Origin of the sequence: Burkholderia sp. Bp9004, from assembly GCF_003858025.1 — a bacterium.
Taxonomy (GTDB): Bacteria; Pseudomonadota; Gammaproteobacteria; order Burkholderiales; family Burkholderiaceae; genus Burkholderia; species Burkholderia diffusa.
Window position 1 is genome coordinate 33,619 of sequence record NZ_QTQD01000008.1, and the last position, 25,314, is coordinate 58,932.

Sequence of the window (25,314 nt, forward strand, 5' to 3'; positions counted from 1 at the left end):
GCGCGGGCCGTGCAGCGTCGTGCTGCGGGACTTACGACGCGGAAACGGGCCGCACCGCGGCCGGATCCGAGTAGCTCGGCCGGCCGTTCTCGACGTGGCCCGCGAAGCGGCGCGAGAACGTGCCGTTCGCGCCGTCGCTCACCGTCACGTCATACCAGTGATGGCTCGACGCGAGCGCCCATTGCTCGACGTGTTCGTCGCCGCCGTGCAGCGTCACCTGGCGCGGGGGCGTGCCGTATGCGTTGTCTGCCAGCGTGAGCGTCACGTGGCCCGCGCCATGGTTGCGCAGCTTCAGGTACAGGTTGCCGTTCGCGATGTCGTAGCCGGCCTTCACTTCCGGCTGCGCATGGTTGCGGCGGCGCGCCGTCGCGGCCGACACGTTGCCCGCGAACATCCGCACGAAGCCGTTCGGGCCGTACACCGAGAACGCATACGCGCCGTTCGTATCCGTCAGGTCGAAGTCCGCGTGCAGCACGCGGCGCGCGCCGACCGTGTAGCGCCACGGGCCGTCGGTGCGGTTCGTCGCGTACACCTGGAAGTGCGCGCCCTGGTTGCCGCGGTTCGCGAACTCGATGCGCAGCGTGTTGCCGCCGTAGATGCTCGCGTTCACGTGCAGTTCGTACGGCAGCGCGCGGGCCGGCCGCACGCCGGGCTCCTGCGGATCGATCGGCGACGGCATCGCGGGCACGGTCGGCGCGGGTTGCGACGTGCATTGCTGGTCGGCGATCGAGCGGTACTGGCTCGTGTCGGGCAGCGTCGGAAACGACGCGTCGGACGAGCGGAAGTCGAACGCGGCGGTGAGGTCGCCACAGACGGTCCGGCGCCACGGCGTGATGTTCGGCTCGTCGACACCGAAGCGTTCGCCGATGAAGCGGATCACCGAGGTATGGTCGAACACCTGCGAGCACACGAAGCCGCCTTTCGACCACGGCGACACGACCGTCATCGGCACGCGCGGCCCGAGGCCGTACGGCAGGCCGTCGGCCGTGTAGCTGCCACCGCGGCCGGGATTCACGACCGTGTGCAGTTCGCCGTCGGTGGTCACGGTCGATGCGCCCTGCGCGGCCGACGTCGGCGGCTGCGGCGGCACGACGTGATCGAAGAAGCCGTCGTTCTCGTCGTACATGATGAACAGCACGGTCTTCGCCCACACGTCCGGATTCGCCGTGAGCGCGTCGAGGATCTGCGACGTGTAGTTCGCGCCGTATGCCGGCGTGTATTTCGGATGTTCGGAGAACACGGCGGGCGGCAGCAGCCACGACACCTGCGGCAGCCGGTCGTTGATCACGTCGTCCTTCAGGTTGTCGAGCGTGCGCACCGTCTGCGCGCGCTGGTACAGCGACGAGCCCGGCTTCGCGTTGATGAAGTTCGTGAAGTTCTGCAGGATGTTCGTGCCGTAGTTGCCGTTGTACGGATCGGCCCACGTGAGCCCCTGCTGGTAGATCTGCCACGACACGCCGCGCGCCTCGAGCCGTTCGGGGAAGGTCGTCCACGACAGCAGCTGGTACGCGGGCGGCAGGTCGCCGTCGACGTAGTCGGCGTTGTCGAGCAGCGGGCCGCCGAACTTGCCGGTCGGGTCGACCGTGCCCGTCATCAGGTACGAGCGGTTCGGGTGCGTCGGCCCCGGCAGCGAGCAGAAGTAGTTGTCGCAGACGGTGAACGCATCGGCGAGCGCGTAGTGGAACGGGATGTCCTCGCGCACGTGATAGCCCATCGTCATGTCGGTCTTGTTCGCGGGCCACTGGTCGTAGCGGCCGCCGTCGATCGCCGCGTGGGTCTTCGCCCACGAGTGGTCGAGCGCGCCGAGGCACTGCGCGCTGGTCGTCTTCGTGTCGAGCCGGAACGGCAGCACGGGCTTCGCCGGGTCTTCCTTCGACGGCTGGTACCACACCGGCTTGCCGTTCGGCAGCGGAATCGGGAAGCGGTCGTTGTAGCCGCGCACACCGCGCAGGTGTCCGAAGTAATGGTCGAACGAACGGTTCTCCTGCATGAACACGACGATGTGCTCGACATCGCGGATCGTGCCGGTGCCGCGCGCGGCCGGAATCGCGAGCGCGCGGCGGATCGATTCGGGGAACGCGTTGAGCGCGACGGCGGCGCCCGCGGATTGTGCGACGGTATGCAGGAAACGGCGGCGGCTCGATGACGTCATGTTATTTCACCTCGGTTCTGCGATCGGGGGGCAGGGACAGGAACGGTGGAATCAATGCGCCGACGATGCGGCGACGCCGGACGCGCCCGGGTTCATCGCGGGCTTCGTGTCGTCGTCATCGTCGGGCGGGTAGTGGACGACGGGCGGCGCGAGCGGTGCGGCATCGGACGCGGCGGCGCTCGCGCCCGCGGCGCTGTTGAACGCGCTCGCGGAGCCGGACGATGCGCCGGCCTGTTGGGAGGCGTCGGCCGCGTGCGCGTCGTGCGGCGCGTCGTCGCTGCAGGCGGCGACGAGGGTGGCGGCACATAGAACGACGACGAGGGCAGCGCGACGCATGACTTCTCTCCTGGCAGGCGGATCGGGAAACGTTTTCGAGTATGCCGGGAGGATGCGACGATTCGGTGAATCGTTTGCGACCGGAGCATGATCGCGAAATGCTTTCGCAAACCTGACCGAACGCTTTCGCGGAAAGTCGCATCCACGGATGGCGGAATTTTCCAGCGGATGCAGATGCTGCACGCATTAGCATGCACGTGCGGCGGGACGACCGGGGCTCGCGGTGATGCACGAAGGTGCGCGGATCACGACCGTCGAAGGGCCCGCACGCGGCGGCGTGTCGAGCCCGGTGCAGCATCATTCATCGAACACGATGCATTTCAGTGCGGCTATCGCACGTCCGACCAGCTCTGCTGTGCCACCGTGCTGCGCGACGCGTTCGCGGTGGGTGCCGCGAGCGCTGCCACCGGCGACGTGCGGCATCGTCCCGTGCAACTGTCGGACGACAAGATTCGCGAGCGCATGAGCGGCAACCTGTGTCGCTGCGGCGCGTCCCCGAACATCGCCGCCGCCGTGCGCGCCGCGCACGCAACCACCACGTTTGCACGGGGGGCAACGCGGTGGAAGCGATCACATGCGAACGCGCAACGGATGTCGCACGGTGGCCGTGCGGGCGACGCAGCCGCCGCTCGGCGCGCGCTGGCCCGCGAGGTGGGACGACGGCGTGCTTGCGTCGCGGTATGGACCGCGCGGCGTCCGCGTGTTCCGCGCGACGGCTCGCTATCGGGCAAACAGCGGCCAGGTCGCGCCCGCGATCAGCGCGGCCGCGAGCCAGACCACGCTCCACGAACTGACGGCAAGCAGCGGCGGAATCGCGAGCGGCGTCGCGAACAGCCCGAGATAGACGATCGTGTTCGCCATCCCGAGCGCGGTGCCTGCGTGGTTCGCGCCCGCGAGCGTCGCGAGTTCGGTATACGCGACGCCGTGCCAGGCCGACACGCAGATGCCGGCGAACACGAGGATCGCGACGATCGCGGCGAGCGGTACGTGTGGGCTGCCGGCGGTCGCGGCCGCGAGCAGCGCGAACGATCCGGCCGCGACGCAGACCGACCCGCGCAGGTACGCGCGCCGGTTGCCGTGCCGGTCGGTATGGCGGCCGCTCCACACGCGCATCACCATTGCGCCGAGCTGCAGCGCCACCATCGCCGCGCTGATGCCGGCGAGGCCGAGCCGGCCGAAATCGTGCAAGAACACGGTCGCGAACGTGAGCACCGCGAACTGCGGCGCACACAGCGCGCCGATGCCGAGCACGATGCGCCACACGCGGCCGCTCGCAAGCGGACTGCGCACGGGCGCGGCCGGCTGCTGCTGCGCGACAGGACGGTGCGTGCCGGCCGGCGCGTCGGGCGGTTCGTGCAGCCAGCGCCACGTCAGCGCGGCCGATCCGGCGCACAGCAGCATCAACGCGCCGTACACCGCGGCGAAGCCCGCATGCGACGCGAGCGACGGCAGCAGCGCCGCGCCGACGCCGCCGCCGAGCGGCACGGCCGTCTGGCGGATGCTCATCGCGAGCCCGCGTTCGCGTTCGCCGAACCAGCGCATCACCGCGCGTCCGCTCGATCCGTTCACGCTGCCGCCGAGCAGGCCGACGCAGCACATCGCCGCGACGACGCGCATGAGCGGCGGCACCGCGTGCGCGGTCGGGACGATCGCGGCCACCATCAGCGCGAGCATCGCGGCCGTCGCGACGAGGCCGGTGAGCAGCACGCGGCGATCGCCGAAACGGTCGGCGGCGATTCCCCACGGCAACTCCGAGAGCGCGACGCCGAAGCCGAGCGCGCCGAGCACGAGGCCGAGCGCGCCGTTGTCGAGGTGATAGGCCGAGCGCATCCACACGGCGGTGGTCGGAATGCCGGCCGCGGCCGCGGAAAAGCTCATGTTCGCGGCGACGCCGGCCGCGAGCACGCGCCAGCGGTGGGCCGGGCCGCGCGCGGCGTGCGCGGGCGAGGGCGGGGAAGCAAGGCAGGAGGTATCCATGGCGACAGGGCCCGTTCTGGAAATTGACATCGTCAGTGTGGCGATCTACATTCATCCCGAAAATCGGAAAGTTTTTGATGAATCGTTCGATAAAACGGGATGATTGAGATGTCCGGACAAGACAATGCCCACGGCGCGGTGGCGCTCGCACCCGACGCCGCGCTGGCCCGGCCGAACTTCGACGTCGCGGCGTTGCGCAGCCTGGTGGCGGGCGTGGATCTCGGCAGCTTCGCGAAGGCCGCCGATCGCGTCGCGCGTTCGTCGTCGGCGGTGAGCGCGCAGATCCGCAAGCTCGAGGAACAGGCCGGCACGCCGTTGTTCGTGAAGGCCGGGCGAGGGCTCGCGCTGACCGACGCCGGCGACGCGATGCTGCGCTATGCGCGGCGGATGATCGAGTTGAACGATGAAGCGGCCGCAGCGGTGCGCGGCGTGAATCTCGACGGCTGGGTGCGCGTCGGCCTGCAGGAGGACTTCGGCGAAGCGATCCTGCCCGACGTGCTCGGGCGTTTCGCGCGGGCGCATCCGAAGGTGAGGATCGAGGCGCGCGTCGCGCGCAATGCCGAGTTGCTCGAGCGGCTGGACGCGAACCAGCTCGATCTCGCGCTCGTATGGGGCGACCCGGCGTCGGCGACGCTGGTGTCGCGCGCGGGCATCGACAGCGACGCGATCGCGCAGGTGCCGATGCAGTGGATCGCGGCGGTCGGCGCGAGCGGCTTCGGAATGCCGGACGGCGACGGGCCGGCGGAGGCGGATGACGACGGCGGCGCGCGTCTTCGTGCGATGCGCGCGTCGGGCGAGCCGCTGCCGCTCGTCGTGTTCGACCGGCCGTGCCGCTTCTTCGGCGCGGCGACCGATGCGCTCGATCGCGCGGACGTGCCGTGGCGCGTCGCGTTCACGACGCCGAGCCTGGCCGGGCTGTGGGCCGCGGCGGCGGCCGGCCTCGGGCTGACGGTGCGCTCGCACTACGGGCTGCCCGCGTCGGTGCGCGTGCTCGACGCGGCGTCGTCCGGGCTGCCGGCGCTGCCGAGCCTGCCGCTGATGCTGCTGCGGCGTACGTCGTCGGCGACGCCGACCGTCGAGCGGCTCGCGCGGATCGTCACTCAGGCGGTGCGGGACGCGACGGCGGGGGAGGGGGCGGCGCTCGCGGCGTGACTCGGCGTCCCGCAAGGCGAACTGCCGGTTCGCGCCGTGCACGGGGCCGCAGTGCATGATTTGCCGCACCATCGTCGCGACCCGTTCGATCGCTTGCTCGTCGCGCAAGCTCGGCATGAACCGCAGAAACGCGTGACGGCCGACGCCCGGCTTGCACGCTACGGCCTGTCTCAGGTTCCGACTGCTTGAAACACGCCGGACGCAGAACGCGCTGGTTGCCGAGTCGAGCAGCGAGCCGTTGCCTATGCAACGGCAATGTCCGGCTCGATCTCGCCGAGTGCCGCAAGCGTCGCTGCCAGCCGGTCCCGCAACCCCTCGCTCGCCGGCACGAACGGCAACCTCAACCCGTCTTCGCACCACCCTTGCGCGGCCAGCACCGCCTTCACCGGTGCCGGATTCGGCTCCGCGAACAGTGCCGCGACGAGCGGCTGCAGCGCGACCGACAGCCGCCGCGCGTCGGCGAGCCGGCCGTCGCGCAGCAGCGCATGAATGCGCACATGCCATTCGGGCAGCACATGCGCGCTGCTGGCGATCGCGCCGTGCGCTCCGGCACACAGCGCGGCGAAGTTCTGGTTGTCGTCGCCGGAGAGGATCGCGAGCGGCGTGTCGTGCACGAGCCGGCTCATCCGGTCGAGCGTCCCGCCGCACTCCTTGATGCCCGCGACGCGCGGATCGCGCGCGAGCGCCTGCAGCGTTTCCAGTTCGACGTTCACACCGGTGCGGTACGGGATGTTGTAGACGAGCACCGGCAGGTCGGCCGCATCGACGATCGCTTCGACGTGGCGGCGGATTCCGTCCTGCGTCGGCCGAACGTAGACGGGCGGCGTGACGAGTAGCCCGTCGGGGCGCAGCGCGGCGAGTTCGCGTGCGCGGGCGGCCGCGAAGTGCGTCGCGCTCGCGGTGAGCCCGACGACGATCGGCAGGCCGGGTACGGCATCGCGCAGCGTCGCGAACACGGCGTCCTGTTCGCGCGCGTCGAGCAGCACGCCTTCACCGGTCGTCGCGCCCGCGACGAAACCCGCGATGCCCGCCGTCGCATAGTGACGCGCGAGCCGCGCGAGCGCGCCGTGGTCGACCTCGCCGTCGTGGAACGGCGTGATGAGCGGCAGCCAGATACCTTCGAAACGTGCTTGCATGAAAAACCTCATGGTGGAAACGGAGTGGAAAGGAACCGTTCCGCCGGCGGTGCGCCGGAGCGAGGCGTGCAAGCAAGAAGATGAAAACGACCTGCGCGCATCCCGTCCGGCATTCGCCTGACGGGACGCGACGTCCCCGTCAGTCGAGGAGTCGTTTTTTCAGTTTCAGCCCGGCCGCGCGCGCACCTGCCGCGATGGCGGCAAGGATCGAGGGCGAGCGCAGGGCAGCGGACATGGATGAACCGTGAAAAGGGCTGAGCGGCGATCTTAACATCGGATCCGGCGCGTACGCGAGCGATGCGCGCCCCGTTTAGCAGGATTCGAGATTTGCTTTGCACGACAGATTGGAAAGCGCGCGGCGTCCGGCCGCTAGAATGCCCGCTTACGTTTGGATGACAGCGCGTACGCGTGCCGTCACGCACATTCACCACCACTGGAAACGGGGCATATCACGATGGCAAGCATCAACGGGATCGGCCGCTGGCTGCACACGGGCGCCGCGGCGGCGCTGGTCGTGGCGGCAACGGCCGCGCACGCGGACACGTCGATCCTGAACGTGTCGTACGACGTGACGCGCGAGCTGTACAAGGACATCAACACGAGCTTCGCGGCCGCGTACAAGCAGCAGACAGGCGAAACCGTGACGATCAAGCAGTCGCACGGCGCGTCGAGCGCGCAGGCGCTGTCGGTGCTGCAGGGGCTGCAGGCCGACGTCGTGACGATGAACCAGCCGAACGACATCGACCTGCTCGCCGAGCGCGGCCAGCTGCTGCCGAAGGACTGGCGCGCGCGCTTCCCGGACAACAGCTCGCCGTACTCGACGACGATGGTGTTCCTCGTGCGCAAGGGCAATCCGAAGGCGATCAAGGACTGGAGCGATCTCGCGAAGCCGGGCGTGCAGGTGATCATCGCGAACCCGAAGACGTCAGGCAACGGCCGCTACGCGTACCTCGCCGCGTGGGGCTATCAGAAGCAGAAGGGCGCGACCGATCAGCAGGCGCTCGACTTCGAGAAGGCGGTGTTCCGCAACGTGCCGGTGCTGGACTCGGGCGGCCGCGGCGCGACGACGACCTTCACGCAGCGCGGCATCGGCGACGTGCTCGTCACGTTCGAGAACGAGGTCGCGCTGATGGACACGGGCGCGTCGGGGGCGGAATTCGACGCCGTGTACCCGTCGGCGAGCATCCTCGCGGAGCCGCCCGTCGCCGTCGTCGACAAGGTCGTCGACAAGAAGGGCACGCGCAAGGTCGCGCAGGCGTATCTCGACTACCTGTACACGCCGCAGGCGCAGGAGATCATCGCGCGGCACCATCTGCGCCCGCGCGACGCGGCCGTGCTGAAGAAGCATGCGGCCGAGTTCAAGCCGCTGAAGACGTTCAGCGTCGAGCAGGTTTTCGGCAGCTGGGCGAACGCGCAGAAGACCCACTTCGCCGACGGCGGCACGTTCGACCGCGTGATCGTCGACCGCAAGTAAGCACGCCGCACGCCGCGCGCGTGCGGTCAAGCTGACCGCGAAACCGGCCGCTCATGCGGCCGTTTTTTTGCGCGTCACGCGGAAAGCCCGCTCCGCATTCCCGGCCGCCGCCTTCGCGTGCTACGCTCATCGCCTCCCTGCTTCAGGCCTCGCGCGATGAACGTCGATCCGTCCTCTCCAGCTTCCCGCGGCCGTGGCCGCAAGCTCTGGTCGGGCACTCGCCCCGTGATTGCTTACGGGATGCCGCCGCTCGGCTGGCGCGACCTCTATCACCGTGCGCTGACGGTGAGCTGGCCCGTATTCTTCCTGTCGCTCGCGGTGCTGTTCCTGCTGCTCAACGGCGGCTTCGCGACGCTTTACCTGCTCGGCGACGCGCCGATCGCGAACCAGTCGCCGGCCGGGTTCGTCGGCGCATTCTTCTTCAGCGTCGAGACGCTCGCCACGGTCGGCTACGGCGACATGCATCCGCAGACCGTCTATGCGCATCTTGTCTCAACCTTCGAAATCTTCATCGGGATGTCGGGCATCGCGCTGGCGACCGGCCTCGTGTTCGCGCGGTTCTCGCGGCCGCAGGCGAAGATCCTGTTCGCGCGTTACGCGATCGTGCGCCCGCTGAACGGCAAGATGACGCTGATGGTGCGTGCCGCGAATGCGCGCCAGAACGTGATCGCCGAAGCGCAGGCGAAACTGCGGCTGATGCGCGTCGAAGGCACGCACGAGGGTTATACGCTGCGCAAGATCCACGACCTGCCGCTCGTGCGCAGCGAGCATCCGATCTTCCTGCTCGGCTGGAACCTGATGCACGTGATCGACGAAACGAGCCCGCTGTTCGGCGAGACCGCCGAGTCGCTCGCCGCGCGCGACGCGTCGCTGTTGATCACGATCGAAGGTTCCGACGAGACGACCGCGCAAGTCATGCAGGCGCGCTACTCATGGGCGCATGCGGAGATCCGCTGGCGTCATCGCTATGTCGACCTGATGCACGACGAAGGCGGCATCACGCACATCGATTACACGCATTTTCACGAAGTCGTGCCGGTCGATGCCGATACCGACGAGCGTGGCTCGCCGGGCGTGGTGGTCGGGGCCGACGCGGCGACGCAGGCGCCCGGGCCGGCTGCATGACGTCGGCGACCGGCGCGGACGGTCGCCGGCATTCGGTCGCGGCTGTCGCGACCGAACGCCGTGCCGTTCATGCGTCACGCATGCAGCAGACGCGCCGCTTCCCGCTGTTCGACCACGACCGCGCGGCGATGGCCGTCGCGATCCTCGGCGCGCGCGACATAGTCGCCGAGCACGCCTTCGTGCGGCAGCAGGTGCGCGTCGAACGCGGTCTTCAGCGTGCTGGCGAGCAACAGGTCGGCCGCGGTGAAATGATCGCCGACGAGCCAGCGATTGTGGGCGAGCGTTTGCGCGAGTGCACGCTGCACGCGCGTGATGTTGCCCCAGCCGAAGGCGACCGGATTGCCCGACGCGCCGGTGAATTTCTCGGCCATCGCGGGTTCGAGGCAGGTGGACGTGAAGAACATCCACTGCAGGAAGCGGCCACGCAGCGGATCGTCCGGCGCGATGCCGAGCCCGGCGCCCGGGCAGCGATCGGCGAGATAGAGCAGCACGGCACCGGATTCGGCGAATGGTTCGCTGCCGTCGTCGAGCGCGGGCAGCTTGGCCATCGGATTGACCTGGACGAACGCGTCGCTGCCCTGTTCGTGCGAACGCAGGTCGATCGGCACGAGCTCGTAGACGGCGCCGATTTCCTCCAGCATCCACAGCGCCCGGAATGCCCGGGTCTTCGGCCAGTAGTAGAGCTTCATCGCGCCTCCGCGTATCGGTGTGCGTGTCGTTCGGTGGATGCTCAAGCGTACCCGAGCGGGAGAGGTTCGGACAGGGGCGGAAGGTAGAAGCTGGAATCCGGTAACGAATTCCGCGCAAAGCCAGGTGCTGCCGAAGTTCATGAAATAACTAGTTATTGATGAACTAGTCGTGAATTGACGCATGAATGCCCGGCCGACGCGGCCGCGACCACGCGGGTCCGACGGTAGCGTCGGCGGCTGGTCGCGCGAGCCCGGACGATGGTCGTCGACGGGACGCGAAACACGAAAAGCCGGCCACCCCGCGGGTCGAACGAGTGATTGAATTCAAGGCCAGGCGATCGCATTCGGCGAGTCAGGCGCTGCGTGATGCGCAGCGTGCCGGTTCGATCGCATACGGAGATCATCAACGAATGGCGAACGACGATCGCACCACGATCATTCCCCGGCGCACGCCGCAATCGGCCGCGATGTGCACGGAGCTCCAGCGGACGATGGCGATCACGGCGCGGCTCAACCGTCTGACGTTCGACGATGCGGACGAAGTCCGGGCATTGTTCGGGGAACTGATCGGCAAGCCGATGGACGACGGCTTCCTGCTGATCCCGCCGTTCTACGCGACGGGCGGCGCCGATACGCGGATCGGCCGCAATGTATTCGTCAACCAGAACTGCACGTTCTACGACCTCGGCGGCCTCGACATCGGCGACGACGTGATGATCGGCCCGAACGTCAGCCTCATCACGTCGGGCCATCCGCTCGAGCCATCCCGCCGACGCGACGCCGTCGTCGCCCGGCCGATCGCGATCGGGCGCAACGTGTGGATCGGCGCGGGCGCGACGATCATCGGCGGCGTGACGGTTGGCGAGAACGCGGTTGTCGGCGCGGGTTCCGTCGTGACGCGCGACGTTCCACCGAATACGCTGGTCGGCGGAAACCCGGCGCGGATCATCCGTTCGATTGCCGAGTGAGGGCGCTTGCGGGCGCCGCCCGCCGCGGAGCGGATGTGGACAACCGGCCGCGCGGTTCACTCGAAATGCTGTGGATTCGAACGGTGAGCGTGCCGCCGGAGGCCGAATTTGCGGGGTTTTCCGGCATTTGACGCCGATCGCCGGCAGGGGCATGAGCCGTCGTTGCCGATGCGCCGGCGGCAAATCATCGCGCCGGGCCGGTTGTGGATATCAGGGCCCCGGAACCACTCGGCACGCTGTGCATTTCACCGGTGAGTGCGACCTCGTGCGGCCCGATGCGCGATGCGGGGTGTGGACAACCGGGTTCCCGACGACGAAAAAAGCTGTGCGCTGGAACGGTGAGCGCCGTCGCCCGATTGCACGTGAGACTTGCCTGGTGCGGACTTTCAGCGCGTCGCGCGAAATCCGGAACGCCGCGCATTCTAACGGCGTGCGCGGATCGGCGACAGTTCCGCACCCGTATCATGGTGTGGATATCCTGCCGCAGGCTTCACTCGAATCGCTGTGTATTTCGATGGTGAGCGTCGGCTCGTGCACCGGTTTCTGATCGTCGATTGCGGCTTCGAGGGTCGCGCATTCTAACCGCACTCGCGATCGCGCGTTTCATTCGAGTGTGTGCCGCGATGTGGATATCCGGTCGCCGGAACCAGTCGACGTGCTGTGTATTTCAGCGGTGAGGGCGGGCGCGTGCTGTTCGGCCGCGTCGGTGTGAGGCCGGATCTACCGGCCTCGGCGGGGTTGCGGGCGCTGCTGTTCATGCCTGAATCGGCGACTGCGTGCGATAGCGTGCCGACGCTCACCGTTGAATTTCACAGCGTTTGGAGTGGTCGTGGGTCGGGCTGTCCGCACCCGGGGGCGGCGTCCTCGTTCGATCGCCACCACCGCTCACCGTCGGAATTCACAGCGTTTCGAGTCGTCGTGGATTGCGCTATTCACACCGGAATCGGCGCTCTCGTTTGATCGACGATTGCCGCTCACCGTCGAATTTCACAGCGTTTCGAGTCATCGCGGGTTGGGTTGTCCACACCTGAATCGACATCCTCGTTCGATCGCGTGCCGGTGCTCACCATCGAAATTCACAGGGTTTTTAGTGTCTGGTGGTGGCGATGTCCACACGCGGACCTGCGCCTCGTTCGGCCGCGCGACGGCATGTATCGATGAACCCCAAAGCCTTGTCAGGGCTCGCGCACGGAGGCCCCCATCCGCGCGAATCCGGCAGCGGCACCCGACACGCGCTCGCCGCGCCCGCGCTTGCATTGCCGCGACGACCGGACCGCGCTCCGGAGCTACGCACGGGCGGACAGCGGTGTGGATATCGCACCGCCGAACCGAGTCGCAAATCTGTGCATCCGACATGTGAGGGCGAGCGTCGCCGCGGCCGGACAGGCATCGGGCGGTGTGGATATCTCCCGCCAACATCGACTCGCCTTGCTGTGGATTTCAACGGTGAGCGCCGGCATCCGCTCGAACCGCGGGGCGATCGAGGTGTGGACATCCAGCCGCCGACGCGACTCGAAACCCTGTGCAATCGACCGGTGAGCGCGCCCGCCCGTTTCGCCCGCAGTCCCCGACATTGTGGACATCCCGCATCCGCGACCAATCGGAACGCTGTGCATCCGATGGGTGAGGACGCGCCTGTTCTGCCGCGCGAACCCTTGCCGCACGGCCCGCGAGCGCCCACCGCCGCGCCCGCGGGCGGCCTCCCGCCTATCCCCGCGTTTTCGAGGCAACCGCATCGCCCACGCCGAGATGCCTGCAGAAGCCGTCCGCCGCCCCGCGCGAAAACTCTCTCAATTCCCGGCCAAATCCTGCGCAGTTTTTCTCACTCCGGCGCCGTTCGAGCAAGATGAGAAAAAACTTTCTCGTCCTCCCGCGAAAAAATAGAGCCATCCAGTTGGCCCGGCCGGCGTCGCCCGACGCCCCCGATGCGCAGCCCAGAACACACAATCAGGAGACATCCCCCATGACCGCCCGACTGCCCGTTGACGGCACGCCCGCGCTATCCGACTACCGCCTGACCGACAACCTGACCGCCACGCGCGGCCGGATCTTCCTGACCGGCACGCAGGCGCTGGTACGCCTGCTGCTGATGCAGCGCGCGTCCGATACCGCGCAGGGCCTGAACACGGCCGGCTTCGTCAGCGGCTACCGCGGCTCGCCGCTCGGGATGGTCGACCAGCAGCTATGGAAGGCGAAGAAACTGCTCGACGGCAGCGGCGTGCGCTTCCTGCCCGCGATCAACGAGGAACTCGGCGGCACCGCGGTGCTCGGCACGCAGCGCGTCGAGGCCGACCCGGAGCGCACCGTCGATGGCGTGTATGCGATGTGGTACGGCAAGGGCCCCGGCGTCGACCGCGCCGGCGACGCGCTGAAGCACGGCAACGCATATGGCTCGTCGCCACACGGCGGCGTGCTGGTGGTGGCGGGCGATGACCATGGCTGCGTGTCGTCGTCGATGCCGCACCAGAGCGACTTCGCGATGATCGCGTGGCATATGCCGGTCGTGAACCCGTCGAACATCGCGGACATGCTCGAGTTCGGGCTGTACGGCTGGGCGCTGTCGCGCTTCTCGGGCGCGTGGGTCGGCTTCAAGGCGATCTCGGAGACCGTCGAGTCGGGCTCGACCGTCGATCTCGACGCGCTGCAGACGCAATGGCCGGCGCCGGCGGGCTTTACGCCGCCGTCGGGCGGTCTGCACAACCGCTGGCCCGACCTGCCGAGCCTCACGATCGAGGCGCGCCTCGCGGCGAAGCTCGACGCGGTGCGCCATTTCGCGCGCACCAACAGCATCGACAAGTGGATCGCGCCGAGCACGCACGCGAACGTCGGCATCGTCACGTGCGGCAAGGCGCACCTCGACCTGATGGAAGCGCTGCGCCGGCTCGACCTCACCGTCGCCGACCTGGAAGCGGCCGGCGTGCGGATCTACAAGGTCGGCCTGTCGTATCCGCTCGAGATGACGCGGATCGAAACCTTCGTCGACGGCCTGTCGGAAGTGCTCGTCATCGAAGAGAAGGGCCCGGTGATCGAGCAGCAGATCAAGGACTACCTGTACAACCGCGCGGACGGTGCGCGCCCGCGCGTGCTCGGCAAGCACGATGCCGAAGGCGCGTGCCTGCTGTCCGAGCTCGGCGAGCTGCGCCCGTCGCGCATTCTGCCGGTGTTCGCCACCTGGCTCGCGCGCCACAAGCCGGCGCTCGATCGCCGCGAGCGCGTCGTCGATCTCGTCGCGCCGCAGATCCTGTCGAACGAGGCGGACGCGGTGAAGCGCACGCCGTACTTCTGCTCCGGCTGCCCGCACAACACGTCGACGAAGGTGCCCGAAGGATCGATCGCGCAGGCCGGCATCGGCTGCCACTTCATGGCGTCGTGGATGGAGCGCGACACGACGGGCCTGATCCAGATGGGCGGCGAGGGCGTCGACTGGGCCGCGCACGCGATGTTCACCAACACGAAGCACGTGTTCCAGAACCTCGGCGACGGCACCTACTTCCACTCGGGCATCCTCGCGATTCGCCAGGCCGTCGCCGCGAAAGCGAACATCACGTACAAGATCCTCTACAACGATGCGGTCGCGATGACGGGCGGCCAGCCGGTCGACGGCAGCATCTCGGTGCCGCAGATCGCACGGCAGGTCGAGGCGGAAGGCGTGTCGCGCTTCGTCGTGGTGTCCGACGAACCGGAGAAGTACGACGGCCATCACGGCCTGTTCCCGAAGGGCACGACGTTCCATCACCGCAGCGAACTCGACGCGGTGCAGCGCGAGCTGCGCGAGACGCCGGGCGTCACCGTGCTGATCTACGACCAGACCTGCGCGGCCGAGAAGCGCCGCCGCCGCAAGAAGGGCGAGTTCCCCGACCCGGACAAGCGCCTGTTCATCAACGACGCAGTATGCGAAGGCTGCGGCGACTGCGGCGTGCAGTCGAACTGCCTGTCGGTCGAGCCGCTCGAGACGCCGCTCGGCCGCAAGCGCCGCATCGACCAGTCGTCGTGCAACAAGGACTACTCGTGCGTGAACGGTTTCTGCCCGAGCTTCGTGACGGTCGAAGGCGCGGCGTTGAAGAAGGCCGCGGGCGCGGCGTTCGATGAGGCGGCGCTCGCCGTGCGCGTCGACGCGCTGCCGGTGCCCGCGACGCATCTCGACGCGGCGCCGTACGACATGCTCGTCACGGGCGTGGGCGGCACCGGCGTCGTGACGGTCGGCGCGCTGATCAGCATGGCCGCGCACCTCGAAGGCAAGAGCGCGTCGGTGCTCGACTTCATGGGCTTCGCGCAGAAGGGCGGTTCGGTGCTGTCGTTCGTGCGGATCGCGTCGAGCGACCGGTGGCTCAACCAGGTGCGCATCGACACGCAGCAGGCCGACGTGCTGCTCGCGTGCGACATGGTCGTCGGCGCGAGCGCCGAGGCGCTGCAGACGGTGCGCCATGAGCGCACGCGGATCGTCGTCAACACGCACAGGATTCCGAACGCGTCGTTCGTGCAGAACCCCGACGCGAACCTGCACGCGGATGCGCTGCTCGAAAAAATGCACCATGCGGCCGGTGAAGGCTACCTGTCGAGCTGCGACGCTCAGGCGCTCGCCGCGAAATTCCTCGGCGATTCGATCGGCGCGAACATCCTGATGCTCGGCTACGCATGGCAGCTCGGCCTCGTGCCGGTGTCGCTCGCCGCGATGATGCGCGCGATCGAGCTGAACAACGTCGCGGTGCCGATGAACAAGCTCGCGTTCGCGATCGGCCGAATGGCGGCCGGCGACGCGGCGGGCCTCGATGCGTTGTGGAACGCGCGTCACGCGGTGGCCGCGCACGCCGCGCCGGAAACGCTTGCCGAACTGATCGCCGATCGCGAAGCGCGTCTCGAGGCATATGGCGGCGCGCGTTACGTCGAGCGTTACCGTGCGCTCGTGAACGCCGCGGCGGCGAAGGGCGACGACGCGCTGACACGCGCGGTCGCGACGACGTTCTACCGGCTGCTCGCGGTGAAGGACGAATACGAGGTCGCGCGGCTTTTCACGGACGACGCGTTCCGCACGGCGCTCGAGGCGCAGTTCGAAGGCGTGCCGGGGCAGGCGTATCGCGTGAAGTTCAACCTGGCGCCGCCGACGGTCGCGAAGGCCGGCCGCGACGGCAGCGTGCCGAAGAAGCGCGTGTTCGGCCAGTGGATGTGGCCGGTGTTCGGCATGCTGGCGCGTGTGCGCAGCCTGCGCGGCACGTGGCTCGATCCGTTCGGCCGCACGGTCGAGCGCAGGATGGAGCGCGCGCTCGCGGACGACTACGAGACGACGCTCACGCGCGCGCTCGCTGCGACGACCACCGGCAATGCGGCGCAGGTCACGCAACTGGCCGACCTGTACGCCCGCGTGCGCGGCTTCGGTCACGTGAAGGTGCGCAACCTGGCCGGCGTGAAGCGCGCTGAGCGCGAGCTCGCGCTGCAGCTCGGCATCGACGCGGCGACGAGCGCGGCCGTGCAGCACGCGCTCGACGAGATGAAGGGCGCGGGGATGCTGAAGGGAATTCCGGTCGTCGTCGCGAAGTAACGCGAACACGGGCGGATGGGAAAACGGCGACGCTTCGGCGTCGCCGTTTTTTATGGGCGATTGCTTACGCGCATCGACCCGCCCGTCAGAGAATGCCTTTCTTGCGCGTCGACAGCGCCGTTTCCGACAGATCGATCTCGCGGATGAGCTTCGTCAGCGTCTCGTCGGAAATCTTGCTTTCGCTGCGCAGCCGGTACAACACCGAACGTTCCGCGCGCACCGCCGCGATCCGCATCTGCAGTTCCATCGTTTCGGTCTGCTTGGCTTCCGCGCGCGGCGTCGGGCCGTCCTCCGCGAGCGCGGCGAGGCGGCGGCGATACTGGTCCATCACGCGCGCGGAGATGTCCGCGCAGCGCGCGGCGCCCGATTCGTCGAGATCGGCCGAGATTGCGTCGTGCGACGAGTCGATCGCGCGAATCGCGGCCTGCGCGGCGGCCGCGCGCGCGGTGCGCTCCTCGTCGGCGAGCGGGTTGCGCGTCGAGCGCACGCCGCGCAGCAGCAACGGCAGGCCGATCACCGCCACGACCAGCGAACCGAGGATCACGGCCGACGCGACGAAGATCGCGGTGTCGCGCCCGGGCAGCGGCGCGCCGTCGGCGAGCGCGACGGGGATCGACAGCACGCCCGCGAGCGTGACCGCGCCGCGCACGCCGCCGACCGTCATCACCGCGATCGTGCGCACGCCGGCCATCGTGCCCGCGAGGCCGTGGCGCGCGGCGCGGCGGCTCGCGATCCAGCGCAGCAGCCAGACCCACAGGAAGCGGATCGCGTACAGCGCGAGCATCATCGCGCATACGTTGAAGATCATCCGGCCGACGAGCGCGTCGCTCGTGTGATGCGCGTCGACGAGCGCGCGGCCGATGATGTGCGGCAGCTGCAGCCCGAGCATGATGAACACCATGCCGTTGAACACGAACTCGATCATCGCCCACGTGCTTTCGGCCCGCACGCGCGACGCGACCGTGCTTTTGCGGGAGAAGCTCGTGTAGTTCATCATCATCCCGGCCGACACGGCCGCGAGCACGCCCGACAGCTCGAGGTGCTCGGCGAACAGATAGGCGGCGAACGGCACGAGCAGCGTCATCACGATGCCGGGGGCCGGGTCGCCTTCCTGCTCGGCGTTCAGGAAGCGCGTCGACAGCGCGCTGAACACCCACGACACGACCGCGCCCGTCGCGAGCCCGCCGGCGGCGACGATCACGAACGAGATCGATGCATCGCGCAGCGAGAACACGCCGGTGAGCGCAGCCGCGACCGCGAATTTCAGCGCGACCAGGCCCGACGCGTCGTTCATCAGCGCCTCGCCTTCGAGGATGTGCATCAGCTGCGGCGGAATCCGCCCCTTGCCGGCGATGCCTGACAGCGCGACCGCGTCGGTGGGCGACAGCACGGCCGCGAGCGCGAACGCGATCGGCAGCGGCAACTCGGGTATCAGCCAGTGCGCGAAGTACCCGACTGCGAGTACCGTCATGAACACGAGCCCGAACGCGAGCATCAGGATCGCGCGGCGCTGCAGGTACAGCTCGCGTTTCGGAATCCGCCAGCCGTCCGCGAACAGCAGCGGCGGAATGAACAGCAGCATGAAGATTTCGGGATCGAACGTGACGTGCAGGTTCAGCTTCGGCCACGCGAGCATCGCGCCGAACGCGATCTGCATCAGCGGCAGCGGCAATTGCAGCGGCAGTATGCGCGTGACCGCGCCGGACAGCGCGACGGTCAGCAGCAGGATCAGGACTGTGAAGACGATTTCCATCGATACGGCAAGTGTGGAGAATGAAACGACCGTACGGAGTTTAGCGTGACGGCATGACGGGTGCGTTCGAGCGCGCCGGTGCGGGTGCACGCAAACGGTGCATCCGGCCTGCGCCACGCTGGTGCGGCGGCGCCGCACGTAGGCGTGGCGCGTGGTTCAAGGCCTTGCACGGAGCTTGCTTGATGCTTGCGTACCGTCCGGCACCGGCCGGACAACCGAGGATTCCACCATGACATTGCGCGCGCCGTTTCAAGCACTCGCCGCGTTCGGCTGCATCACCAGGAGGGCGCCATGACGATCGTGCAACAGGAGCGTCCGGCCACCGCTTCGCCGTATCGTTTCGAGCGGGAGATGAGCTCCGGCCTCGAACGCCTCGCGACGCAGCATCGCGACCTGACGCTCACGACCGTGTTCCAGCCGATCTTCAGCCTGTCGCACCAGCGTGCGGTGGGCTACGAGGCGCTATTGCGCGCCCATGACGCGCTCGACCGGGCGGTGTCGCCGCTCGACGTGTTCGGCGAGGCCGCGCGCCAGGGCGAACTGCTGCAGCTCGACCGGCTCGCGCAGGCGCTGCATCTCGAGAACTTCGCGCTGCTCGGCGCCGAGCGCGAATGGCTGTTCCTCAACGTGCATCCCGGCGTGCTCACCGACCCGTTCCAGGCGGCCGCGCTGCTCGCGAACCTGAAGCGCGTCGGCATGCCGCCGCGCCGCGTCGTGCTCGAAGTGCTCGAACAGCGCGCGGAGGACATCGAGCGGCTCGCCGAAGCCGTGCGCGAATTCCGCGCGCAGGGCTTCCTGATCGCGCTCGACGATTTCGGCGCCGGCCATTCGAACCTCGAGCGGATCTGGCAGTTGAATCCGGACATCGTGAAACTCGACCGGATCATGCTGTCGCACGCGGCGCACCGCACGGGGCTCACCGCGATCCTGCACGGGCTCGTCACGCTGCTGCACGAGGCCGGCAAGCTCGTGCTCGTCGAGGGGATCGAGACCGAGCACGACGCGCAGATCGCGCTGTCGTGCGAGGCGGATTTCGTGCAGGGCTATTACTTCGGCCGCCCGGCGCCCGGGCTGCCCGACAGCGCGACGGCGACCGGCTGCATCGGCGAGCTGACCGAGCGCTTTCGGCAACAAACCGAAGCGCGCGAGCGGCGCGATACGCAGCGGCTCGCGCCGTACCTGCGCGCGTTCGAGCGTGCGGCCGAGCGGGTGGCGGCCGGCGAGCCGCTCGACGAGGTGTGCTGGAACTTCCTCGCCCTCGACGCCGCCGCGCGCTGCTTCCTGCTCGACGCGCGGGGCCGCCAGGCGGGCCGCAACGTCGTGCTGCGCGCGGACCGCGCGCTCGCCGAGGCGCGTTTCTCGCCGTTGTCCGACGCGCAGGGTGCGAACTGGCTGCGCAGGCCGTATTTCCGCACGGCGATCGCCGAGCCCGGACGCGTGCAGGTCACGCGCCCGTACCTGTCGATCAACGAGGCGCAGCCATGCGTGACGCTGTCGGTGGCCGTGCGCATCGGCGATGCGCAGCACGTGCTGTGCGGCGATATCGACTGGATCGACGATGAAGCGGACGGCGCATAGCCACGGCGTCGTGCTGGCGCGGTTCGCGCCGCTCGGCTAGGATGCGCGAATTGTCCTGACGATTCGCGAGCCGCCGATGAGCCGAACCGCCGCTTCCTCCGTCCTCCTCGAAGTGATCGCCACCACCGTCGGCGACGCGAAGGCCGCCGCCCGCGCGGGCGCCGACCGCCTCGAACTCGTGACCGCCATCAGCGAAGGCGGGCTGACGCCGAGCATCGGCCTGATCGAGGCCGTCGTGGCTGCCGTGGCGATTCCGGTGAACGTGATCGTGCGGCCGCACAGCCGATCGTTCGTCTACGACACCGACGACCTGCGCGTGATCGAGCGCGATGTGCGCGCGGCTGTCGCGGCCGGTGCGAACGGCGTCGTGTTCGGCGCGCTCGATGCGCGCGGCGACGTCGATCTCGATGCGCTCGAGCGCGTCGCGGCAGCCGTGGACGGACGCGACCTGACGTTTCATCGTGCATTCGACGTGTCGCGCGACCTCAACGCCGCGTTCGACGCGCTGCTGCGCGTGCCGGCCGTCACGTCGGTGCTGACCTCGGGCGGCCATCCGTCGGTGCTGGACGCGGTCGCGACGATCACGCGGCTGGTGCGGCAGGCGGCGGGTTCGACCTGCACGGTGCTGGCCGGCTCGGGGCTCACGATCGACGCCGTGGGTGATTTCATCCGCGCCACCGGCGTGCGCGCGGTGCATTTCGGCTCGGGCGTGCGGCCGCGCGGCGAGGTGCTGGCGCCCGTCGACGAACAGCGCGTCGAGCGCGTGCGCGCGGCGCTCGACGGCGCGGCGGCGCATGTGTGACGGGCGGTGCTGCAAGCCGCGCGCTGACGATCGGGTGAAAAAAAGCCGGGGCATGCCCCGGCTTTTTCGTCTGCAAGCCAGACGCGCCGCAGTCGCTTACGCGTTCTCCGCCAGCGCGTCGGCCTGGCTTGCGCGGATGCCGAGGCGCTCGAACAGCGCGCGGTCGCGCTGCGTCTGCGGATTGCTCGTGGTCAGCAGCTGGTCGCCGTAGAACATCGAGTTCGCGCCCGCGAGGAAGCACATCGCCTGCATCGCGTCGTCGAGCTGTTCGCGGCCGGCCGACAGGCGCACCACGGCCTTGGGCATCGTGATGCGCGCAACCGCGATCGTGCGCACGAATTCGAACGGGTCGAGCGGCGCGGTGCCTTCGAGCGGCGTGCCTTCGATCGCGACGAGGTTGTTGATCGGCACCGACTCCGGATACGGGTTCAGGTTCGCGAGCTGCGAAATCAGGCCCGCGCGTTCGCGGCGCGATTCGCCCATCCCGATGATGCCGCCGCAGCACACGTTGATGCCCGCATCGCGCACGCGGTCGAGCGTGTCGAGACGGTCCTGGTACGTGCGCGTCGAGATCACCTGGCCGTAGAACTCCGGCGACGTGTCGAGGTTGTGGTTGTAGTAGTCGAGGCCCGCGTCGGCGAGTTGCTGCGCCTGCTCGTCCTCGAGCATGCCGAGCGTCATGCAGGTCTCGAGGCCCAGCTCCTTCACGCCGCGCACCATCTCGGTCAGCGCCGGCATGTGGCGCTCCTTGGGGTTGCGCCATGCGGCGCCCATGCAGAAGCGGCTCGCGCCGTTCGCCTTCGCCGCGCGCGCGGCGTCGAGCACCGTGTCGACGTCCATCAGCTTCTCGGCCTTCAGGCCCGTTTCGTGATGCGACGACTGCGAGCAATAGCCGCAATCCTCCTCGCAGCCGCCCGTCTTGATCGACAGCAGCGTCGACAGTTGCACCGCGTTCGCGTCGAAGTGCTCGCGATGCACCTGCTGCGCGCGGAACATCAGGTCGTTGAACGGCAGCTCGAACAGCGCGACGACGTCGGCGACGCGCCAGCGCTGCGATGCCGGGGCGGCCACGGGGATCGCGTCGGGTTGCACGGCGGCGGTCTGGGCTTGGGTCATGGTGGTTTTCCTGTCGTGGATGCGGGGATCGGGAGATCAGTGCCGCGCGTGGCGCAGCGTGTCGATGAGCGTGGCGATGTCGAGCATCGCCGCCGCGGATTCGGGGGCGGCCGGGCGCAGGTGCGCGATGCGGCCGAGGAGCGGCGCGCGATGCTCGCGCGCGAGCCAGTCGCGGATCGTCGCGACGTTCTCGTCGGCGTACGACATGGCCGGGTCGACGTGGTTCGCCACCCAGCCGGCGAGCGTGAGACCGCGCTGGCGAATCGCGTCGGCCGTCAGCAGCGCGTGGCTGATGCAGCCGAGCCGCACGCCGACGACCAGCACGACGGGCAGGGCGAGCGCAACCGCGAGATCGGCCGTGTCCTGCGTGTCGTTCAGCGGCACGCGGAAGCCGCCGACGCCTTCGACGACGACGACGTCCGCGCGCGTCAGCGCTTCGCGGTGGCTCGCGACGATCGTGTCGATGTCGAGCGTCACGCCTTCCTGCGCGGCGACGATGTGCGGTGCGGCCGGCGCTTTCAGCAGGAACGGCGTGCGCAGCTCGGGCGGCAGCACGACGTTCGCGGCCGCGTCGAGCTGGTCGGCGTCCTCGTTGCGCCAGACGCCGTCGCGTTCGTACGCGCCGGCGGCGACGGGCTTCAGCGCGGCCGCGCGCAGCCCGTGCCGCGCGAAGCCGTGCAGCATCGCGGCCGACACGAAGGTCTTGCCGATCTCGGTGTCGGTGCCGGTGACGAAGAGGGAAAGCGGGGCCGTCATGCTGCAGCCTCCTCGGGGGGCAGCGAACGCGCGTGAGCGTCGGGGTGGTCCGCTCCTTCGCTGGCTTCGATCAGCGCGGCTTCGAGCCGCGCGAGATCGTCGAACGAATGCGCGGCCGACAGCGAGATGCGCAGCCGCGACGTGCCGGCGGGCACCGTCGGCGGCCGGATCGCGGGCACCCACAGGCCGTGCGCGTCGAGCGAGCGCATCGCCGCGAGCGTCGCGTCGTTGCTGCCGATCACGAGCGGCTGCACGGCCGTGTGCGAGTCGACCGGCTGCCAGCGCGTCATGCGCAGCAGCGCGCGCGTGCGCTCGATCAGCGCTGCGAGGTGTGTGCGTCGCGCATCGCCTTCGTCGCCGGCGATGACCTTCAGGCTCGCCGAGACGGCATGCGCGACGGCCGGCGGCGCGGCCGTCGTGAAGATGTAGCTGCGCGCGCGCTGGATCATCCATTCGATCACGGTCTCGTGCGCGATGACGAATGCACCCGCGACGCCGGCGGCCTTGCCCAGCGTGCCGACGTACACAAGGTTCGGCGAGCGTAGCGCGGCGGCCGCGAGCGCGCCGCGGCCCTGCGGGCCGAGCACGCCGAAGCCGTGCGCGTCGTCGACGACGAGCCACGCGCCGTGGCGTTCGGCCAGCGCGACGAGTTCGGCGAGCGGCGCGATGTCGCCGTCCATGCTGAACACGGTGTCGCTGACGATCAGTTTCGTTTCGGCCTCCGACGCATCGAGCAGCGCGGCGAGCGCGGCCATGTCCGCATGCGGGTAGACCTGCACGGTCGCGCGCGACAGCCGGATCCCGTCGATCAGCGATGCGTGATTCAGCGCGTCCGAGAAGATCGTCGCGTGCTTGCCCGCAAGCGCCGTCATCGCGGCGAGGTTCGCCATGTAGCCGGTGCTGAAGTACAGCGCGCGCGGTGCATCGGAGAAGCCGCCCGCGAAGCCGGCGAGTTCGTCCTCGAGCGTCGCGTGCGCGCGCGAATGGCCGCCGAGCAGATGCGAGCCGCCGCTGCCGGAGCCGTAGCGCTGCGCGCCTTCGGCGAACGCGGCGACGAGCGCGGGATGCGCGGCGAGGCCGAGGTAATCGTTGCTCGCGAAGCCGACGATGTCGCGGCCGTCGACGCGCATGTGCGCGTCGCACGCGGTGTCGGCGGTGCGGCGCACGCGTCGCAGGCCCTGCGCGTCGAGTTCGGCGAGGCCGCGCTGCAGCGTGTCGAGCAGGGGCATGGTCGTTTCCCGTGAGGATTGCTTCATCGCGCCACCTCCGCGAGCGTCGCGTCGAGCGTGTCGCGCGTGCGTTGCGCGAGCCACGCGATGTCGTCGTCGCTCATCACGTACGGCGGCATCAGGTACACGGTCGTGCCGATCGGGCGCAGCAGCAGCTCGCGTTCCAGCGCGCGTTCGAAGAAGCGCCGCGAGAAGCCGCGTGCCGCGTCGCCGTCGAGTGCGACGTCGAAGGCGAACAGCGTGCCGCGCTCGCGCAGGTGACGCACCTGCGGGTGCGCGTCGAGCGGCGCGAGCGCCGCGCGCATCGCGGCCGACTTGCGCGCGTTGCTCGCGAGCACGTCGTCGCGCGCGAACAGGTCGAGCGTCGCGACCGCCGCGCGGCACGCGAGCGGGTTGCCGGTGTACGAATGCGAATGCAGGAAGCCGCGCGTCGTGTCGTCGTCGTAGAAGGCCGCGAACACGTCGTCGCGCGTCAGCACGAGCGACAGCGGCAGGTACCCGCCGCTGATGCCCTTCGACAGGCACAGGAAATCGGGCCACACGCCTGCCTGCTCGCATGCGAAGAAGGTGCCGGTGCGGCCGCAGCCGACCGCGATCTCGTCGGCGATCAGGTGCACGCCGAATTCGTCGCACAGCGCACGCAGCCCGCGCACGTACGACGGGTCGTGCATTGCCATGCCGGCCGCGCATTGCACGAGCGGCTCGACGATCAACGCGGCGATCCGGTCGGCGCGTTCGGTGAACAGGCGCCGCACGTCATCGAGCGCGCGGCCCGCGACGTCGGCGGCCGTCTCGCCCGGCTGCGCGCCGCGAGCGTCGGGCGACGCGACCACGTGCGCGTGGCGGATCAACGGGTCGTACGCGTCCTTGAACAGCGCGACGTCGGTCACGCCGAGCGCGCCGATGGTCTCGCCGTGATAGCTGTTTGCAACGCACACGAATTCGCGCTTGTCCGCGCGGCCGCGGTTGCGCCACGCATGGAAGCTCATCTTCAGCGCGATCTCGACCGCCGACGCGCCGTCCGACGCGAAGAACGCATGGCCGAGCGTGCGAGCGGTGAGCGCATGCAGCCGCTCGGCGAGCTCGATCGCCGGCTCGTGCGTGCAGCCGGCGAGCATCGCGTGTTCGAGCGTGTCGAGCTGGTCCTTCAGCGCCGCGTTGATGTCCGGGTTCGCATGGCCGAACAGGTTCACCCACCACGAGCTGATCGCGTCGAAGTAGCGGCGCCCGTCGCGGTCGTACAGCCACAGGCCCGCGCCGCGCGCGACGGGAATGAGCGGCATGCGCTCGTGGTGCTTCATCTGGGTGCAGGGATGCCAGACCGCGCGCAGGCTGCGCGCGACCCAGTCGTCGGTGGCTGGCGTACTCAAGGCAACTCCGGGGGTAAAACGGCGGCGGGCATCGAACGGGATGCCGCGCGGCGACAGACGGAAAACGCGGTGAGATTAGCGTGTTCCGCCGCACGTTGCACTACCGGTTACAAACACCGCAAAGCCTTGCTGGACGGGAGTTCGGCGCAGATACGGGGTGCTCGG

18 protein-coding genes and 2 pseudogenes are annotated in these 25,314 nt (G+C 69.1%); 10 read left to right on the forward strand and 10 right to left on the reverse strand.

Annotation, left to right across the window (positions count from 1 at the left end; genetic code table 11):
• Positions 1-31: 31 nt before the first annotated feature.
• Both DIE08_RS11520 and DIE08_RS11525 read right to left on the reverse strand, forming a co-directional pair.
• Positions 32-2,152 (reverse strand): phosphocholine-specific phospholipase C, encoded by a 2,121-nt coding sequence (locus DIE08_RS11520; protein ID WP_124901974.1) that lies wholly within the window; start codon positions 2,150-2,152, stop codon positions 32-34.
• Positions 2,153-2,203: 51 nt separating this feature from the next.
• Entirely contained in the window at positions 2,204-2,488 is a 285-nt protein-coding gene (locus DIE08_RS11525) for a hypothetical protein (protein ID WP_124901975.1), read from the reverse strand.
• Between the two features lie 217 nt (positions 2,489-2,705).
• Between DIE08_RS11525 and DIE08_RS11530 the strand changes: the two are divergent.
• Positions 2,706-3,019 (forward strand): annotated as a pseudogene (locus tag DIE08_RS11530) (2Fe-2S iron-sulfur cluster-binding protein); the annotation flags it as partial.
• Positions 3,020-3,208: 189 nt separating this feature from the next.
• Here the strand turns inward: DIE08_RS11530 and DIE08_RS11535 are convergent.
• The gene (locus DIE08_RS11535; protein WP_124901976.1) at positions 3,209-4,465 is read right to left on the reverse strand and encodes an MFS transporter; all 1,257 of its coding nucleotides are present in this window, start codon (positions 4,463-4,465) and stop codon (positions 3,209-3,211) included.
• Positions 4,466-4,573: 108 nt separating this feature from the next.
• Between DIE08_RS11535 and DIE08_RS11540 the strand changes: the two genes are divergently transcribed.
• Positions 4,574-5,617, forward strand: coding sequence for a LysR substrate-binding domain-containing protein (locus tag DIE08_RS11540; protein WP_124901977.1), 1,044 nt, complete (start codon positions 4,574-4,576; stop codon positions 5,615-5,617).
• Between the two features lie 18 nt (positions 5,618-5,635).
• Positions 5,636-5,806 (forward strand): annotated as a pseudogene (locus DIE08_RS36555) (PIN domain nuclease); the annotation flags it as partial.
• Positions 5,807-5,859: 53 nt separating this feature from the next.
• On the opposite strand, the gene dapA reads toward DIE08_RS36555, so the two are convergent.
• On the reverse strand, positions 5,860-6,753 hold the full coding sequence (gene dapA / locus DIE08_RS11550; protein ID WP_124901978.1) for a 4-hydroxy-tetrahydrodipicolinate synthase: 894 nt from the start codon (positions 6,751-6,753) through the stop codon (positions 5,860-5,862).
• Here dapA and DIE08_RS36195 point away from each other — a divergent pair.
• The 3 genes from DIE08_RS36195 (at position 6,752) to DIE08_RS11565 (ending at position 9,352) form a co-directional block, all read left to right on the forward strand.
• On the forward strand, positions 6,752-6,874 hold the full coding sequence (locus DIE08_RS36195) for a hypothetical protein (protein WP_260436514.1): 123 nt from the start codon (positions 6,752-6,754) through the stop codon (positions 6,872-6,874). The genes dapA and DIE08_RS36195 overlap by 2 nt on opposite strands.
• A 333-nt stretch (positions 6,875-7,207) precedes the next feature.
• On the forward strand, positions 7,208-8,227 hold the full coding sequence (locus DIE08_RS11560) for a sulfate ABC transporter substrate-binding protein (protein WP_124626441.1): 1,020 nt from the start codon (positions 7,208-7,210) through the stop codon (positions 8,225-8,227).
• A gap of 156 nt (positions 8,228-8,383) precedes the next feature.
• Positions 8,384-9,352, forward strand: a complete 969-nt coding sequence (locus tag DIE08_RS11565) for an ion channel (protein ID WP_124901979.1) — start codon at positions 8,384-8,386, stop codon at positions 9,350-9,352.
• A gap of 74 nt (positions 9,353-9,426) precedes the next feature.
• Here DIE08_RS11565 and DIE08_RS11570 read toward each other — a convergent pair whose 3' ends face one another.
• Complete coding sequence (locus tag DIE08_RS11570) at positions 9,427-10,041, reverse strand: glutathione S-transferase family protein (protein WP_059599998.1); 615 nt, start codon at positions 10,039-10,041, stop codon at positions 9,427-9,429.
• Positions 10,042-10,451: 410 nt separating this feature from the next.
• Here DIE08_RS11570 and DIE08_RS11575 point away from each other — a divergent pair, with 410 nt between their 5' ends.
• Both DIE08_RS11575 and DIE08_RS11580 read left to right on the forward strand, forming a co-directional pair.
• The gene (locus DIE08_RS11575) at positions 10,452-11,009 is read left to right on the forward strand and encodes a sugar O-acetyltransferase (protein ID WP_124901980.1); all 558 of its coding nucleotides are present in this window, start codon (positions 10,452-10,454) and stop codon (positions 11,007-11,009) included.
• 1,963 nt (positions 11,010-12,972) lie between these two features.
• The gene (locus DIE08_RS11580; protein ID WP_124901981.1) at positions 12,973-16,545 is read left to right on the forward strand and encodes an indolepyruvate ferredoxin oxidoreductase family protein; all 3,573 of its coding nucleotides are present in this window, start codon (positions 12,973-12,975) and stop codon (positions 16,543-16,545) included.
• 85 nt (positions 16,546-16,630) lie between these two features.
• Here the strand turns inward: DIE08_RS11580 and DIE08_RS11585 are convergent, their stop codons facing one another.
• Entirely contained in the window at positions 16,631-18,298 is a 1,668-nt protein-coding gene (locus DIE08_RS11585; RefSeq protein ID WP_124626435.1) for a Na+/H+ antiporter, read from the reverse strand.
• 291 nt (positions 18,299-18,589) lie between these two features.
• On the opposite strand from DIE08_RS11585, the gene DIE08_RS11590 reads away from it, so the two are divergent.
• Both DIE08_RS11590 and DIE08_RS11595 read left to right on the forward strand, forming a co-directional pair.
• On the forward strand, positions 18,590-19,876 hold the full coding sequence (locus tag DIE08_RS11590; RefSeq protein ID WP_124626433.1) for an EAL domain-containing protein: 1,287 nt from the start codon (positions 18,590-18,592) through the stop codon (positions 19,874-19,876).
• A gap of 76 nt (positions 19,877-19,952) precedes the next feature.
• Positions 19,953-20,678: a copper homeostasis protein CutC gene (locus DIE08_RS11595; protein WP_124626431.1), complete on the forward strand. Its 726-nt coding sequence runs from the start codon at positions 19,953-19,955 to the stop codon at positions 20,676-20,678.
• 96 nt (positions 20,679-20,774) lie between these two features.
• Here the strand turns inward: DIE08_RS11595 and bioB are convergent, their stop codons facing one another.
• From bioB to bioA, 4 genes are read right to left on the reverse strand one after another with little or no spacing between them, the layout of a single operon-like run.
• Complete coding sequence (bioB, locus tag DIE08_RS11600) at positions 20,775-21,794, reverse strand: biotin synthase BioB (protein ID WP_124901982.1); 1,020 nt, start codon at positions 21,792-21,794, stop codon at positions 20,775-20,777.
• A gap of 36 nt (positions 21,795-21,830) precedes the next feature.
• Complete coding sequence (bioD, locus tag DIE08_RS11605; protein ID WP_059600005.1) at positions 21,831-22,550, reverse strand: dethiobiotin synthase; 720 nt, start codon at positions 22,548-22,550, stop codon at positions 21,831-21,833.
• Positions 22,547-23,779 (reverse strand): 8-amino-7-oxononanoate synthase, encoded by a 1,233-nt coding sequence (gene bioF / locus DIE08_RS11610; RefSeq protein ID WP_124901983.1) that lies wholly within the window; start codon positions 23,777-23,779, stop codon positions 22,547-22,549. The genes bioD and bioF overlap by 4 nt, the downstream gene beginning before the upstream one ends.
• 23 nt (positions 23,780-23,802) lie before the next feature.
• Complete coding sequence (bioA, locus tag DIE08_RS11615; RefSeq protein WP_124901984.1) at positions 23,803-25,149, reverse strand: adenosylmethionine--8-amino-7-oxononanoate transaminase; 1,347 nt, start codon at positions 25,147-25,149, stop codon at positions 23,803-23,805.
• Between the last annotated feature and the right edge of the window lie 165 nt (positions 25,150-25,314).

Coding starts and splice junctions, on each gene's coding strand:
- DIE08_RS11570 (WP_059599998.1), bottom strand. CDS start 10,041: ATGAAGCTCTACTACTGGCCGAAGACCCGGGCATTCCGGGCGCTGTGG.
- DIE08_RS11565 (WP_124901979.1), top strand. CDS start 8,384: ATGAACGTCGATCCGTCCTCTCCAGCTTCCCGCGGCCGTGGCCGCAAG.
- bioF (WP_124901983.1), bottom strand. CDS start 23,779: ATGCCCCTGCTCGACACGCTGCAGCGCGGCCTCGCCGAACTCGACGCG.
- DIE08_RS11585 (WP_124626435.1), bottom strand. CDS start 18,298: ATGGAAATCGTCTTCACAGTCCTGATCCTGCTGCTGACCGTCGCGCTG.
- DIE08_RS11575 (WP_124901980.1), top strand. CDS start 10,452: ATGGCGAACGACGATCGCACCACGATCATTCCCCGGCGCACGCCGCAA.
- DIE08_RS11535 (WP_124901976.1), bottom strand. CDS start 4,465: ATGGATACCTCCTGCCTTGCTTCCCCGCCCTCGCCCGCGCACGCCGCG.
- bioD (WP_059600005.1), bottom strand. CDS start 22,550: ATGACGGCCCCGCTTTCCCTCTTCGTCACCGGCACCGACACCGAGATC.
- DIE08_RS11590 (WP_124626433.1), top strand. CDS start 18,590: ATGACGATCGTGCAACAGGAGCGTCCGGCCACCGCTTCGCCGTATCGT.
- DIE08_RS11520 (WP_124901974.1), bottom strand. CDS start 2,152: ATGACGTCATCGAGCCGCCGCCGTTTCCTGCATACCGTCGCACAATCC.
- DIE08_RS11560 (WP_124626441.1), top strand. CDS start 7,208: ATGGCAAGCATCAACGGGATCGGCCGCTGGCTGCACACGGGCGCCGCG.
- DIE08_RS11540 (WP_124901977.1), top strand. CDS start 4,574: ATGTCCGGACAAGACAATGCCCACGGCGCGGTGGCGCTCGCACCCGAC.
- DIE08_RS11595 (WP_124626431.1), top strand. CDS start 19,953: ATGAGCCGAACCGCCGCTTCCTCCGTCCTCCTCGAAGTGATCGCCACC.
- DIE08_RS11580 (WP_124901981.1), top strand. CDS start 12,973: ATGACCGCCCGACTGCCCGTTGACGGCACGCCCGCGCTATCCGACTAC.
- dapA (WP_124901978.1), bottom strand. CDS start 6,753: ATGCAAGCACGTTTCGAAGGTATCTGGCTGCCGCTCATCACGCCGTTC.
- bioB (WP_124901982.1), bottom strand. CDS start 21,794: ATGACCCAAGCCCAGACCGCCGCCGTGCAACCCGACGCGATCCCCGTG.
- DIE08_RS36195 (WP_260436514.1), top strand. CDS start 6,752: ATGAAAAACCTCATGGTGGAAACGGAGTGGAAAGGAACCGTTCCGCCG.
- DIE08_RS11525 (WP_124901975.1), bottom strand. CDS start 2,488: ATGCGTCGCGCTGCCCTCGTCGTCGTTCTATGTGCCGCCACCCTCGTC.